Raw genomic sequence first — 13,821 nt, forward strand, 5'->3', positions numbered from 1 at the left:
CTGTGTCTGCGGAGTGGGTGGACTACTTCGCTACACCCAGAATATCCACGACGTAGACGAGTGTCGCGTCGGTGGGCACCGTGGCGCTGGTGTCCGAGCCGTCGCTCGTCGCGAGCTTCGGCGGAACGACGATCAGCACCTGGGAGCCGACGCGTTGGCCGATGAGGCCCTTGGAGAGTCCGGCGACCACGCTCGAGGCGCCGACGCCGATCGCGGAGGCCTGGCCGGTCTTCCAGCTCGAGGTGAACACGGAGTTGTCCGCCCAGTTGATTCCCGTGTCCTTGATGATCACGAAGTCGCCGTTCGCGACCTTCGCGCCGTCGCCCTTCTTGAGCAGGGTGGCGCTGAAGTCCTTGGGCGGTGTCGTGTGCGGCAACGTGATGCCCGGGGCGCCGTTCGGGGCCAGCACCACCGCGGGCAGGCCGTTGATCGGGAGCTGGTCCGCGCCATCCGCCCGAGCGGGGAACGCGTTCTTCACGTCGATCACGTAGACGACGGCGTCGTCCTTCGCGAGGCCGGAGGAGGCCTGGCCGCCGTGGCTGTCCTTCGGCGAGCCGACGATCGCCACGCGGGAGCCGACCGTGGCGCACTGCAGTCCCTTGCTCACCGCGGGCAGGCTGGACTTGCCGATCGTGATGACGCTGCCGCCGCTCTTGGCGTAGCTCGTCTTCTGCAGAACGCTGCCGTCCGTGCCGTTGAGCACGGTCACGTCGACGATCACCGGTTGGCCGTCCTGGATGGGCGCGCCCTTGCCGGCGATGATCTGGGAACTCTGGGTCGTCTTCGTGCGCAGCGGCAGCGGGAAGTCCACGGTGGGGGCCGTGCCGAAGTCACCGGGAGCCGAGACCGCCGATGACGCGTCACCGGACGACACGAGGGGGTCACAGCCGTTCGAGCCGGCACCGCCCGCACACGCCGTGAGGCTGGCCAGGATGCCGAAGGCAGCGATCAGCGCTGTGGTCTTGCGCACGAATCCTCATTTCGATCGAGCTCGTGGGATGTCACAATTCTAGGGTCACGCCCGGTCACGGGTTGTCCGAGGCCGCGACGGCGTGCTCGGCCGTGGCCTGGGCGGCCCGCGCGGTCTTGCGCAGGCGCTTGTCGGTGACCACCCGCTCGCCGAGGGCGCCGGGGGTCCAGGCCTCGACGTCCTCGTCGCTGAAGTCCGTCTTCGACGGCCGGCGCTTGAGCTGCGGGAGGATCGTGTTCGGAGCCAGCCGACGCGCGGTGAGCAGGAAGCCGGTGTGCGCCACCATGCGGTGGTCTGGGCGCACCGCGAGGCCCTCGACGTGCCAGCCTCGGATCATCGTCTCCGACGAGTCGGGGTCGGTGAACAGGCCGGTGCCGCGGATCGCCTCGGCGACTCGGGAGAGCTGGGTGACGGTGGCGATGTAGCAGAGCAGCACTCCCCCGGGCGTGAGCGCGTCGGCAACGACGTCGAGGCACTCCCACGGCGCGAGCATGTCGAGAACGACCCGGTCGACCGAGCCGTTCTCGACCGCGGTCGGCAACGACTCGACGAGGTCGCCGACCTTCACCGTCCAGTTGGTCGGCTCGGCGCCGAGGAAGCTCACGACGTTGCCCCGCGCCACCTGGGCGAACTCGTCCCGCCGCTCGAAGGAGGTGAGGGAGCCGGTGGGCCCGATCCCGCGCAGCAGCCACAGGCTCAGCGCGCCGGAACCGACGCCGGCTTCCACGACCTTCGCACCGGGGAAGATATCGCCGAGGCTCAGGATCTGCGCCGCATCCTTGGGGTAGATGATCGCGGCGCCCCGCGGCATCGACATGACGAAGTCGCTGAGGAGGGGACGGAGGGCGAGGTACTCGTCACCGTTGGATGCGGTGATCACCGAGGCATCCGGCAGGCCGATGAGCGAGTCGTGCTCCACCATTCCGCGGTGGGTGTGGAACACCTTGCCCGCCTCGAGGGTGATCGTGTTGAGACGACCCTTCGGCCCGGTGAGCTGCACTCGGTCGCCGGCGCGGAACGGCCCGCTCTGCCGGCGTTCGCCGCTCACGCGACGCTCGTCTGGAGGAGGCGGAAGACGGTGGTGAGGTCGGCGAAGGTCTTGCCTTCGAGGCTGGGCCAGATCGTGTAGCCGAGGCCGTGCTCGAGCGCCGAGTGCAGCGGCACGCCGATGGACACCGCGCCGGAGGCGACGGCGGACGCGAGTCCCGTCGTCGAGTCCTCGATCGCCATGCACATCGCCGGGTCAACGCCGATGAGCTCGGCACCGCGCAGGTACGGCTCGGGATGCGGTTTGCTGTGGGTGACGTCATCACCCGCCACGATGTGGTCGAACGCGTCGAACGGAATCGTGGAGACCACATGCTCCGCCATCCGCCGGATGGACATGGTCACGAGTGCGGTGGGGATGCCGGCCTCGCGCACGGCGGCGAGGAGCTCCTGCGCGCCGGGGCGCCACGGCACACTCACGCGAATCTGGTCGAGCACGCGGTCGGTGAGATGCTGCACGATCTCGTCCGCGCTGAGTTCCACTCCCCTGCCCTGAAGCACGGCGGCGGAGTGCCAGAGGCCGGACCCGACGAGGGTGAGGCCGTCCTCCTGGGTCCAGTTTCCGCCGAAAGACGCGACGAGATCCGCCTCCGCGCTCAACCAGTACGGCTCGGTGTCGACGAGGGTGCCGTCCATGTCCCAGAGGACGGCGGCGGGGAGGAGTTCAGTCACGGAATCCGAGTTTAGCCGCGGGAGCGTCCTATCCTTGACTCTAAGGAAGTCGGCCAACACCAGTGCCGACCCAGTGAAGGTAGCGATTGTCTGACGCGGGAATGCTGAAAGGGCGGCTTCTGGTCGTCGCGTTCGAGGGCTGGAACGACGCCGGGGAGGCCGCGAGCGGTGCCGTGCGCACGCTCAAGGACCTCCTCGACCTGTACCCGATCGCCGAGATCGACGCGGAGCGGTTCTTCGACTACCAGTTCAACCGGCCGACCGTGGCGCAGGACGACGAGGGCAACCGCGCCCTGGTCTGGCCGAGCGTCGTCACCTACGGCCCGAGATCCGTGCTCGCGCAGCGCCTCCCCGTGGAGGGCCTCGCCGACGACGCCGAGCTGCGCGTGAGCGCCAACAACGGCTCGAACATCTACGTGCTGCTCGGCACAGAGCCGTCGCGCAACTGGAAGAGCTTCACCGCGCAGATCATGGACACGATCTCGCAGAACGAGATCTCCGGGGTGGTGTTGCTCGGCGCGATGCTCGCCGACGTTCCGCACACCCGACCGATCTCGGTCTTCGTGAGCAGCGAGAACGCGGATGTCCGGCGCGAGCTGGGCATCGAGCGCAGCACATACGAGGGGCCGGTCGGCATCCTCTCCGTGCTCAGCGAGGCCGCGGAGAAGGCGGGGATCCCCACCGTCTCGATCTGGGCCTCCGTGCCGCACTACGTGCACAACGCCCCGTCGCCCAAGGCGACCCTCTCGATCATCGACAAGCTCGAGGAGATCATCGACGTGGTCATCCCGCGCGGCGACCTCGTCGACGAGTCCGCGGCGTGGGAGAGCGGCATCGACGCGCTCGCGAGCGAGGACGAGGAGATGGCCTCCTACATCTCGCAGCTCGAGCAGGCTCGCGACACGGTCGATTCGCCGGAGGCGAGCGGGGAGGCGATCGCGCAGGAGTTCGAACGTTACCTGCGCCGCCGCGACGGCAAGGGCGATTCCCGCGGGCCGGCCGGATCCGGCCCCAACGGCCCGGACGACCGCCGCCCCAAGGACTGACCCGGCCCGGCGCCCCTCCGCATGCCCTCGTTCCGGGTCACCATGTCGATCGGCGCGCTTGCCGCCGGCACCGCGCCACCGACCGTCGTTCCGGCGGCCGCGGCGGCCGTGGCCGAGCTCGCGACGGTGGAGGCCCAGGATCTCGCGGTCGTGAGCGGTAGCGCGCGGGTCACCGTGCGTTTCACCGGCGAGGATGATGCGCAGGCGCTGCGGATCGGCCGGCATGCCGTCGAGCGCACCCGGGAGCGGGCCGAGGTGGTGTCCTGGCGGGTCACCCGGCGCGTCGGCGGTCGCTGGTACCCGGTCACGCCCTGACGCGGCCGCACCCGTCCCGATCCCTCGCGGCGGGGAAATGTAGTGGCGGAGGGAGGCGCGACTCCCGCCGCGAGCACATTTCCCCGCCGCGGGGGGTCACGACTCCCGCCGCGAGCACGTTACCCCGCCGCGAGGCGTCACGACTCCCGCCGCGAGGCGTCACGAGTCCCGCCGCGAGGGGTCGGGCGGATTCCGGCGGGATCGGCCGGGCGGATCAGTCGGCGGGCAGGGACCGCAGCCGGATGCCCAGCAGGGCGTGAATCGCGGTGACGAGCGTCACCGTGCAGTGCGCTCCGCTCGCGATCCGGGCGTCGATGGCCCGGAGGGCGGACGGCGAGTCGAGGTCGTCGGCGAGCAGTTCGCGGAGCTCGGTCGTTCCCTCGTCCACGGTGCCGCTCTCGGCCTGGTCGGTACCGGCGCTGGCTGCCCAGTCGTCCCAGGCGGCGAGGCGGGCCTCGGCCGTGCTGAGGTGCGCATCCGTCCACTCCCAGTCCGAGCGGTAGTGGTCGGAGAGCAGCGCGAGGCGGATCGCGCGCGGATCGGTTCCCTCGGCGACGAGCTTCGACACCAGCACCAGGTTGCCGAGAGACTTGCTCATCTTCTCGCCGCGATAGGCCACGAGCCCCGCGTGCGAGTAGATCTGCGCGAGGGCGTGACCGGTGAGGGCCGCGACGTGACCCGCGCTGAACTCATGGTGCGGAAAGATCAGGTCGGATCCGCCGCCGTTGACGGTGATGGGTGTCGGCAGGTACTTCGCGGCGATCACGGCGCATTCGATGTGCCAGCCGGGGCGCCCGCGGCCGAGCACGGTGTCCCAGTGTGGCTCGCCCGGCCGTCTGGAGCGCCAGAGAATCGGGTCCAGGGCGTCGTGCTTGCCCGGGCGCTGCGGGTCTCCCCCGCGTTGGGCGCTCAGCTCGAGCATCGTGGCCCGGTCGAGGTTGCTTTCCGCACCGAGGTGCCACGGCGGGGGAACTCCGGGCTGATGGGCACCGGCGGCCTCGGCCGCCGCGCTGTCGAAGTAGAGGTCGGGGGCGGCATCCGGACTGTCGACCGGGTAAGCGATTCCGCGGTCGAGAAGCTCTCGCACCGCCTCGGCGACCTCGGTCACGACCTCGGTGACTGCGACGTAGTGGTCCGGCGGAATGATCTGCAGCCGCTCCATATCGGCACGGAACAGGTCGGTCTGGCCGGCGGCAAGCTCGCGCCAGTCCACCCCATCCCGGGCGGCGCGTTCGAGGAGCGGGTCATCCACGTCCGTGGTGTTCTGCACGAAGTCGACCGGATAGCCGGCGTCGAGCCACACCCTGATCAGGGTGTCGTAGGCGAGGTAAGTCGCCGCGTGACCCAGATGAGTCGTGTCGTACGGGGTGATGCCGCACACGTAGATTGCCGCGCGGCCGTCTGGTCGAGCGGTCACGAGGGAGCGGGATGCCGAGTCGTAGAGTCGGGGGGCGGAGCCGGTGCCGGGCAGCCGCGGCACCTCGGGTCGGGTCCAGGCTCTCACTTCAGCAGTCTAGGCGAGAGCCGGGCCGCCGTCGAAGTCGAGCGCCGTTGAGCGCTACGGGGACACCGTCCTCGCGACGACCCTTGCCGCGACGTCGTGCAGGTTGAGGTTGTTGCTACGCGCGTAGGCACGAAGAAGGCGGAATGCCTGGTCCATGTCGACGCTGCGGGTCTGGGCGATCACGCCCTTGGCCTGCTCGATCACCACGCGGCTGTCGAGGGCATGCTGCAGCTGCTCCTTGGCCACGCTGTTCTCGCGGAGCGTGCGCTCGTGCAGGATGCCGATGGTCGCGACGTCGGCGAGACCCTGGGCCACGGATGCATCCTCGGGAGTCAGGAGCCCCGGCTCGTTGCGGAAGAGATTGAGGGTGCCGATCACGGATCCGCGCAGACGGAGCGGAATCGCGTGCACGGATCGGAAGCCCTGAGAGAGCGCCTCCTCGCGGAACTCCGGCCAGCGATTGCGCTGCGCCACGAGGTCGTCCACCTCGACAACCACACCGGTGGTGAACGCCTCGACGCACGGGCCGTGCCCCGACCTGAGCTGCATGATTTCCACAAGGCGGCTGCGCTCGCTCGTCGAGGCGACCACGGCGAGATTGCCGCCGTCGTCGGCGAGCATGAGGCCGGCGGCCGACGCGTCGAGCAGATCGGCGCACGCCTCTACCAGCGTCTGCAATAGATCGACGACGTCGTATCCTGCGACGAGTGTGTCTGCGAGGGTGACAAAGGTGTCAACGAGTCGCCTCTCGCGTGTCTCGGCCACCATCAGATCAGTTTACCTCCGCGTCGAGGCGAATCACTGCGAAGCACCCGTGGAAAAATCGAGCCGTCTCTCGACGACGTCGTTCGAGATCTCCCGCACCGAACGTCCGCTCGAAAAGGCGTGCGCGCGCAGAAGAAGTGACGCCTCTTCGGCGTTGATGCCGAGTTGGGCGAGCACCATGCCGGTGGCCTGGTGCACCTCGCGGCGAGAGTGGCTCGAGCCCTCCTCGTCATCGGGATTCTGGTTGAGGAGGCGCCGCAGAACCTGCCAGCCGGTGAGTTGGGCGAGAGCCGAGGCGTCTGCCACCTGCTCGGCGGTGAGGCCGCCCACGCTCGACGAGTAGAGATCGACCGCGCCGATGTCGAGAGATCCGACCACGAGGGGAAAGGCGAACATGCCGTGCACGTCACTGCCGCGGACGGCGTTGGCGAAGGCGGGCCAGGTCGACTGGTCCTCCCCCTGCACGTCCGAGTGGAGGGCCGGCCGCCGCGAGGAAAGTGCCTCCCAGCAGGGTCCCTCGCCGAGGTCGAACTGCAACTCGTCGAGATGGGATGCGGTGGCATTGCTCGAACAGATCGTCGCCTGCGTCGCGCGGGTCACCAGCACCGACACGCTGACACCCGTGACGGGAACGACCGAGAGGAAGGGAGCGCACAGGCTGGTATCGCGATCGAGTGAATAGATGATCGCCCGCTTCGCCTCTTCAAAAGTCTCGCGTGTCACCGCCACGATTGAACCTCGCGCACCATCATGCCTCGCTCTCGTCTGCGGAGCTCGAGCGCTAGAGCGAGTCGCTCGCCCCAGTCTACCGCCGTGCGCCACCGCAATGCAGGTTCTACACAGGCTGCAGCACACCCGTCACCAACAACACGATGAGCACTGCGCCGAGCAGCAGACGGTAAATGACGAAGGGCAGGAACGATCGCTTCGAGATGTAGTTCATGAAGAACACGATCACGAGCAGGCCCACCACGAAGGCGATTCCCGTCGACAACGCGGTCTCGGCCGGGCCGAAAACCTCCTTCGTCGGATCCTTGATGCTCTTGTAGAGCTCGTAGAAGCCGCTCCCGAGCACCGCGGGAATCGCGAGCAGGAACGAATAGCGTGCGGCGGCGCGCCGCTCGTAGCCCAGGAAGAGGCCGGCAGTGATGGTGCCGCCGGAGCGCGAGACGCCGGGGATCAGGGCGAGAGCCTGCGCCCCACCGTAGATGGCGGCGTGCGGCACGGTGAGGTCCTTGAGCCGGCGCTTCTTCTCGCCGACGCGGTCCGCGACGCCGAGCAGGATGCCGAACACGATGAGCGAGATCGCGATCACCCACAGGGAGCGCAGCGTGGTTTCGATCGCGGTCTGGAAGATCACGCCGAGAATCACGATCGGCAGCGAGCCGAGGATGATGAACCAGCCCATCTTCGCGTCAGGATCGTTGCGCGGAATCCGCCCGAACAGGGCAAGGAACCAGCGCGAGATGATGCGCCAGAGATCCGCGGCGAAGTAGACCACCACGGCGGCCTCTGTGCCGAGCTGGATGATCGCGGTGAACCTCGCACCCGGGTCCGCGCCGATGCCGATGAGTTCGCCCACGATGCGCACGTGGGCGTTCGAGGAGATCGGCAGGAACTCGGTGAGGCCCTGCACGATTCCCAGGATGATCGCGTTGATGAAGCTCACGGGGGTCGATCCAATCGCCTGGTCAGTAGTTCAACAGCAGGTCGCTGAGGACTCGCCTGCCAAACACTAACGCGTCGAGCGGCACGCGCTCGTCAACGCCATGGAACATCGCCGCGAAATCCAATTCGGGCGGGAGCTTGAGCGGCGCGAAGCCGTAGCCCTTGATGCCGAGCGTGGCGAGCGCCTTGTTGTCTGTGCCACCGGACAGCAGGTACGGCAGCACCGGGGCACCGGGGTCGTGCCGGGCGAGGGTTCCGGTGATGGCATCCACGAGAGGGCCGGCGAACTCCGTCTCGAGCCCGATGTCGCGGTGCATCACCACGATCTCGATGTCCGGCCCCACGATCTCCGCCAGCTCGGCGAGCACGGCATCCTCTTCGCCCGGAAGGGATCGGATGTCGATGAGCGCCTCCGCCCTGTCGGGGATCACGTTGTGCTTGTAGCCGGCGGTGAGAGCGGTGGGGTTGGTGGTGGTGCGCAGCGAGGCCTGGATGAAGCGGCTCGCCGAGCCCGTGGCGAGGGCGAGCTCGTCCGGGCCGACGGTGAGCGGGTCGACGTCGAGGATGCGGGCCAGTTCGCCGAGCAGTTCCGTGGTGGTGTTGGTGAGGCGGATCGGCCACTCGCGGCGCCCGACCTTCGCCACCGCCTCGGCGAGCTTGGTGACGGCGTTGTCGCGCATCACGTGTGAGCCGTGCGCCGCGGTTCCGCGGGCGATGAGCTTGACCCAGACGAGAGACTTCTCCCCGGTCTGCAAGAGGTAGGCGCGGCTGCCGTTGAGGGTGATCGAATAGCCGCCCACCTCGCTGATCGCCTCGGTAGCGCCGGCGAAGAGCTCCGGGTGGGTCTCGACAAGGTAGTGGGAGCCGAGCACTCCCCCGGCCTCCTCGTCCGCGAAGAATGCGATCACGAGATCCCGGGCCGGTCGCATGCCCGCCCCCAGGATGTCGTCGAGCGCGGTGAGCATCATCGCGTCCATGTTCTTCATGTCGACCGCCCCGCGGCCCCACAGCATCCCGTCCCTGATCTCACCGCCGAACGGATCGACCGACCAGTTGTCCGGCTGGGCGGGAACCACGTCGGTGTGCCCGTGCACGACGAGGGCGGGCTTGCTGCGATCGGTGCCCTCGACCCGGGCGACGACGCTCACCCGACCCGGCTCGGATTCGAACATCTGGGCGTCGAGGCCGAGCCTCGTGAGGTGCGCGGCGACGTACTCCGCGGCATCCGTCTCGCCGTTCGAGCGCCCCTCCCCATAATTGCTGGTGTCGAATCGGATGAGGTCCCGCGCGATGCGGGCGGTGTCGTCGAGTAACGCGTCGGAGGCGTGGCCGGTCATGGGTCAACGCTAGCGGCGATCGACGGCGGCCAATCGCGCGAGGCGCTCGCCGCGGCCAGCCCGATGTGGTTAGTTGGCCATATCGCAAGCACCCAGCCGAGGAGACCGATGCCCCACCAGCTCACCCCAGACGAGGTCACCCACCTCGACCACGCGATCGACCTCGCCGCCGAGTCGCGGGCGCGAGGCGATCATCCGTTCGGGGCGATCCTCGTGGCCGAGGGAGTCGTGGTGGAGGGGTGGAACACCGTTCTCACCGAGAACGACCCGACCGGCCACGCCGAGACGAACCTCGTGCGTCGCGCGTCGGCGCGACTCACGCCGGCCCAGCTCCGCTCCAGCACCCTCTACACGAGCACCGAGCCGTGTGCCATGTGCGCCGGGGCGATCTACTGGGCGGGCGTCTCGCGCATCGTTTTCGCGCTCGCGGAGAGCGCGCTCGCCGAGTTCACCTCGGGCGGCGACGAGCCGACGCTGGACCTCCCCTGCCGGGAGGTATTCGCGCGCGGCGGTCGGGTGATCGAGGTCATCGGGCCGATCCCGAGCGCGCACGCCGCCGAGGTGCACGCCGGATTCTGGTCCTGACGCCCCGACTCCGGGGTCGGCGCAACGGGGTGCTTCGCGCGTGCTATTCTCGTGTGTCGGAGGTTCTGCAAGGGACTTTCGGATGCGCGCGGATGGCGGAAATGGCAGACGCGCTAGCTTGAGGTGCTAGTGCCCGTATAGGGCGTGGGGGTTCAAGTCCCCCTTCGCGCACAGAGGGGTGGTTCGGTCTTTTAGGCCGTGCCAGTTCGGAAAATGGGTCGCGACAACCGGTCAACGGTTGTCCGGCCCATTTTTTGTGCTCCCGAGGGTCTGATTTTGGCGGTCGGGCTCGCGGCACTCCCTGGCTTAGCGCATGATCGGCCCGCCAGAGTGTTTTCTGGCAGGCCGAATTGTTCGGTCGAACGTAATTGGGAGTTGGGTGATGCGGGCGAGACCTAGCCTGGGGGTTGGGTCGTCCGGATGTACGGGAAAAGGACCTCCGATCGTGTCTCCACGCCAAGGAACATCCTGTGGGGGGCATGGCCCTTCGTCATCATGACGCCGTTCGGCGCAGCCTTGGCGATCTATCAGATCGCTCATGCGATCGTTACTGGGGCAGGTAGTTAGGGCGTATCTCCCAACCGCTTTGGATCAGGCCAGAGCTATCTCACCCAAATCGTATGACCCGCTTGAGGTCCGGCGATTGGGCGCAAAGATATCCCGAAGGTGTCGATCACACTGGGGGTTAGTCGTCATGTTTGTACACCCCGTATTTGGGGAGCACGACGAAGGAGAACGCTCATGTCGACCATCACTCAGATCAACGGTGTCCGCTCTGTCAGCATCCCTGTCGAGAACCAGGACGCCGCGTTGCAGTTCTACCTGGGCACTCTCGGGTTCGCCCTGCTGCGAGACGTGCCTATACCCAATGGCGGCCGGTGGATCGAGATTGCCCCGACAGCGAGCATTATCCTCACGCTCGAACCCGCTGCGCCGAACATCGCGCGGGGCAGCATCGGCATCCGCTTCACCACGGACAATATCGATGCCGCCCACTCTGCCCTGCTTGAGAGGGATGTCGACACCGACGACATCCTGCGCTGGCCGGGAATTCCCGCCATGTTTGCCTTCCGCGACCCGGACGGCAACGCCTTCTCGATCACGGCAACCGCGTGAACATAAGATTCGCGTCCAGTCTTGGGCGTGCAGTCAGGGTTCGGTTTATGGGCGGTCGGTCAAGAGATCATCGCCAGCCGCAGCAGCTTAGGGCCGGATACGTCTCGGGGAGCGGTTCTACGCGGAGGGCTCTGCCGCCGTTTCATGGCGGGTCGCTGGGCGCGGATGCCGAGGGGTCGGGGCCTTCCTCGCAACCCGCCCACCAGGCGGCCCTTACTAGAATTTCCTTGTGAACGCAGCAGAGGAGTCAGGCCCGTTTTACCACGGCACCACCGCAGATGTTCGGGCCGGGGATTTCCTCTCCCCGGGGTTCCGATCCAATTACCGGCCCGACATCGTCATGAACCACATCTACTTCACCGCGCTGCGGGATGGTGCCGGCCTCGCGGCAGAACTTGCCGCAGAGCTGGCGCCAGATGTCCGCGAGCCACGGGTCTATCTCGTAGAGCCGACGGGCGGCTTCGAGGACGACCCGAACGTCACGGACAAGAAGTTCCCGGGCAACCCCACCCGCTCTTACCGCAGCGCTGAGCCCCTTCGTGTGGTTGCCGAGGTCACCGACTGGACCAGGCTCACATCCGAAGCGCTGCAGCTGTGGCGCGACCGACTCACCGGTGTCCCGCCGGAGGAGCGTGGCGAGATCATCAACTGAACCACGAAGACGTCGTCTTCGTGACGGAGCGTGCCGCTCGTGGCGAGACGGCTGGCCATCGCCCGGTAGCCGGGCCCTCCCCTCTGCGCGCAAGAACCCAAGGTTCCGCTAACGGGCAGCGCTGGGAGAGCGTCGGCTTACTTCGGAGAGACGCCCCTATCAGCCAGGACTTGTGTTCGTTGGTCCATCCGGTCAAGGGTCTCTTGCAGTTTGGTGACTTGGTGCTCAAGCGCCCTGATCTCGCCGCGTGTGGCGGCTTGGGCGTCTTCTTCTTTGATCGCGACGCGTTCCACGATCCATGAGGCAATGGTTGCGGTTACGACACCGAGGAGGGCGATGCCGCCGAGCATCAGGGCGCCGGCAATCAGTCTGCCCATGACTGTGAGGGGTGTGAAGTCTCCGTATCCGACGGTCGTGATGGTGACAAAGGCCCACCAGAGGGCATCTTCGAACGTCACGATACTTGACCCGGGATTTGCTTGTTCGACATCCAGGACGGCCAGCGCGGCGACGAAGATGAGAAGGATTGATGCTCCCGCAGCGTAGAGAATGACGCGCCCTCGAAACGCAGTGCCCGCAGTTCGTTGGAGGATGTTCAGTAGCGTGACTAGCCGGAGGAGGCGCAGCGGACGCAGCAGAGGCAGGACCACGATCAGCAGGTCGAGGATGTGCCTGCTGAACCATTGCCACCGTTCGGGTGCCAGCACCAAGTTCGCGACGTAGTCGACAAGGAAGACAGTCCAGGTCGCGGCCATGATTACTTCGGCGAGTGCTGAACTGGGCCCGGCAAGGTTTCCGATCACTTCCCACGCGTAGGCGGCAAGGAACAGGACGGCGGCGAGGGTGAGCGGCCATTCGGAGATTCGTTGCCAGCGTTGCTGAGTCATGCCCGAATTCTAGGAGCAGAGAAGAACGTTCGATACGTCAGAATCGCGTCGATCCCGTGTCTTCGTGAGATTCGTTCGGAAACAAGTAGGGTGAGTGCGACCCCGGATCATGCGGGCTTGTGAACGAGGATGCCATGGCCCTGTTAGCCACATTTTTCAAGGGTTTGCTCTATGCGTTCGTCGGCGGTGCAAAGCTTGTGGCGAGGGCGATTGGTGCTGCGGTTGGCGCTACCAAGCGGTTGCACGCAAGATCCCTGACGATGTCGAAGCCTCGGTCGTATTTTTGGCTCAGGTTCGGTCCGATCGCCAGCGCATTTCTGCTGGTACTGCTGCTCCCTTTTGCGTTCTCGAATCACCCGCAGGCTCCCTCGGTCGAGGGGACCTCCAGCAGTTCTGCAACTGACACCGTTCAGGCCCCGCAGCGCCCGTCGGTATCCGCTGGCGCGACGCCGAGCGTGACGCCTACGACGAGCCCACCCCAGACGCTCCCCCTGTTTCCGGCTCGACAGGCGAGGTAGTTTCTGCCGCGGGTGTGGTGCTACCAGATCGCGGCAGGACGCCCGGGGCAGTGAATCCGTCCGTGACACAGGCCACGATTTCGCAGACGATTTGCGTTTCAGGCTGGACATCAACGATGCGGCCATCCTCCTCGGTCACCACGGCGCTCAAAGTGCGTCAACTGTCCACGGGGTACTCGTACAACGGCGATACCTCAACCGCGGACTATGAGGAAGACCACCTGATCAGCCTTGAGCTCGGCGGTGCAGCATCGGCCGAAGCTAACCTGTGGCCCGAACCCTACAATGTGGCGGAAGGGGCACGTGTGAAGGACCAGGTCGAGAACAAGCTTCACGCGATGATTTGCTCGGGCTCGATCTCTCTGGCTGCAGCGCAGACCGCGATCGCAACCGACTGGTGGAGCGCTTACCAGCTGTATGTCACGGGAACCACCGGGACTGCACCTGCACCAGTGCCAGTGCCAGTGCCAGGTACTGGAGCCCCGGCCGTCGCGCTCGCTCTTTGCAAAGACGGCAGCTATTCCTTTGCCGCCCATCATCAAGGAGCCTGTTCGAGTCACGGTGGTGTGGCCGTCTTCTACCGTTGAGTATCAAGGCCAGGGAAACGTGGGCGTATTTCCTGTGCGCAGTGGAGCCGCACTGGTACTCTCACGGCACCCGGTGTGTGCAGCCGCTGCACCGCACAATCGACCTGGCGTGCCAACGCGAGAAGATCGAGATCCTCGACCCCGCCCTTGTC

General features: G+C 66.8%; 15 protein-coding genes and 1 tRNA gene. 7 read left to right on the forward strand and 9 right to left on the reverse strand.

Translation table 11 applies throughout. From position 1 onward, the window contains the following. Positions 1–22 precede the first annotated feature (22 nt). Genes FVP33_RS02695 through FVP33_RS02705 form a run of 3 tightly spaced genes read right to left on the reverse strand, consistent with a single transcriptional unit; the run spans position 23 to position 2,689 of the window. A complete protein-coding gene (locus FVP33_RS02695) occupies positions 23–970 on the reverse strand; it encodes an FKBP-type peptidyl-prolyl cis-trans isomerase (RefSeq protein ID WP_147782106.1) in 948 nt (315 codons plus the stop codon). 55 nt (positions 971–1,025) lie between these two features. After that, positions 1,026–2,018, reverse strand: coding sequence for a tRNA (adenine-N1)-methyltransferase (locus FVP33_RS02700; protein WP_147782107.1), 993 nt, complete (start codon positions 2,016–2,018; stop codon positions 1,026–1,028). Then, positions 2,015–2,689: an HAD family hydrolase gene (locus FVP33_RS02705; RefSeq protein WP_281289356.1), complete on the reverse strand. Its 675-nt coding sequence runs from the start codon at positions 2,687–2,689 to the stop codon at positions 2,015–2,017. The genes FVP33_RS02700 and FVP33_RS02705 overlap by 4 nt, the downstream gene beginning before the upstream one ends. A gap of 86 nt (positions 2,690–2,775) precedes the next feature. Here FVP33_RS02705 and FVP33_RS02710 point away from each other — a divergent pair, with 86 nt between their 5' ends. Next, positions 2,776–3,735, forward strand: a complete 960-nt coding sequence (locus tag FVP33_RS02710; RefSeq protein ID WP_147782108.1) for a proteasome assembly chaperone family protein — start codon at positions 2,776–2,778, stop codon at positions 3,733–3,735. A 21-nt stretch (positions 3,736–3,756) separates the two neighbouring features. Next, on the forward strand, positions 3,757–4,050 hold the full coding sequence (locus FVP33_RS02715) for a hypothetical protein (RefSeq protein ID WP_147782109.1): 294 nt from the start codon (positions 3,757–3,759) through the stop codon (positions 4,048–4,050). A 214-nt stretch (positions 4,051–4,264) separates the two neighbouring features. On the opposite strand, the gene mshC is transcribed toward FVP33_RS02715, so the two are convergent. The 5 genes from mshC to FVP33_RS02740 all read right to left on the reverse strand — a co-directional run bounded on the left by mshC (position 4,265) and on the right by FVP33_RS02740 (position 9,324). Next, on the reverse strand, positions 4,265–5,554 hold the full coding sequence (mshC, locus tag FVP33_RS02720; protein ID WP_147782110.1) for a cysteine--1-D-myo-inosityl 2-amino-2-deoxy-alpha-D-glucopyranoside ligase: 1,290 nt from the start codon (positions 5,552–5,554) through the stop codon (positions 4,265–4,267). A gap of 54 nt (positions 5,555–5,608) precedes the next feature. Further along, positions 5,609–6,322: a GAF and ANTAR domain-containing protein gene (locus FVP33_RS02725; protein WP_147782111.1), complete on the reverse strand. Its 714-nt coding sequence runs from the start codon at positions 6,320–6,322 to the stop codon at positions 5,609–5,611. A 30-nt stretch (positions 6,323–6,352) separates the two neighbouring features. Continuing rightward, positions 6,353–7,048: a GAF and ANTAR domain-containing protein gene (locus FVP33_RS02730; RefSeq protein WP_246142144.1), complete on the reverse strand. Its 696-nt coding sequence runs from the start codon at positions 7,046–7,048 to the stop codon at positions 6,353–6,355. A gap of 106 nt (positions 7,049–7,154) precedes the next feature. After that, the gene (locus FVP33_RS02735; RefSeq protein WP_147782112.1) at positions 7,155–7,988 is read right to left on the reverse strand and encodes an undecaprenyl-diphosphate phosphatase; all 834 of its coding nucleotides are present in this window, start codon (positions 7,986–7,988) and stop codon (positions 7,155–7,157) included. Positions 7,989–8,010: 22 nt separating this feature from the next. After that, positions 8,011–9,324 carry a M20/M25/M40 family metallo-hydrolase gene (locus tag FVP33_RS02740; protein WP_147782113.1) on the reverse strand — a complete coding sequence of 438 codons (1,314 nt, stop codon included), beginning with the start codon at positions 9,322–9,324 and terminating at the stop codon, positions 8,011–8,013. Between the two features lie 108 nt (positions 9,325–9,432). On the opposite strand from FVP33_RS02740, the gene FVP33_RS02745 reads away from it, so the two are divergent. The 4 genes from FVP33_RS02745 (at position 9,433) to arr (ending at position 11,677) form a co-directional block, all read left to right on the forward strand. Further along, positions 9,433–9,909, forward strand: coding sequence for a nucleoside deaminase (locus FVP33_RS02745; RefSeq protein ID WP_147782114.1), 477 nt, complete (start codon positions 9,433–9,435; stop codon positions 9,907–9,909). A gap of 86 nt (positions 9,910–9,995) precedes the next feature. Continuing rightward, positions 9,996–10,080, forward strand: a tRNA-Leu gene (locus tag FVP33_RS02750). Between the two features lie 570 nt (positions 10,081–10,650). Next, the gene (locus tag FVP33_RS02755) at positions 10,651–11,025 is read left to right on the forward strand and encodes a VOC family protein (RefSeq protein WP_147782115.1); all 375 of its coding nucleotides are present in this window, start codon (positions 10,651–10,653) and stop codon (positions 11,023–11,025) included. Positions 11,026–11,254: 229 nt separating this feature from the next. Further along, the gene (arr, locus tag FVP33_RS02760) at positions 11,255–11,677 is read left to right on the forward strand and encodes an NAD(+)--rifampin ADP-ribosyltransferase (RefSeq protein ID WP_147782116.1); all 423 of its coding nucleotides are present in this window, start codon (positions 11,255–11,257) and stop codon (positions 11,675–11,677) included. 137 nt (positions 11,678–11,814) lie between these two features. On the opposite strand, the gene FVP33_RS02765 is transcribed toward arr, so the two are convergent. Beyond that, a complete protein-coding gene (locus FVP33_RS02765) occupies positions 11,815–12,564 on the reverse strand; it encodes a potassium channel family protein (RefSeq protein WP_147782117.1) in 750 nt (249 codons plus the stop codon). A gap of 580 nt (positions 12,565–13,144) precedes the next feature. Between FVP33_RS02765 and FVP33_RS19740 the strand changes: the two genes are divergently transcribed. Further along, positions 13,145–13,669, forward strand: coding sequence for a DUF3761 domain-containing protein (locus tag FVP33_RS19740; protein ID WP_246142145.1), 525 nt, complete (start codon positions 13,145–13,147; stop codon positions 13,667–13,669). Positions 13,670–13,821: the final 152 nt, after the last annotated feature.

The organism is Lacisediminihabitans profunda, assembly GCF_008040105.1.
GTDB classification, from domain to species: Bacteria; Actinomycetota; Actinomycetes; order Actinomycetales; family Microbacteriaceae; genus Lacisediminihabitans; species Lacisediminihabitans profunda.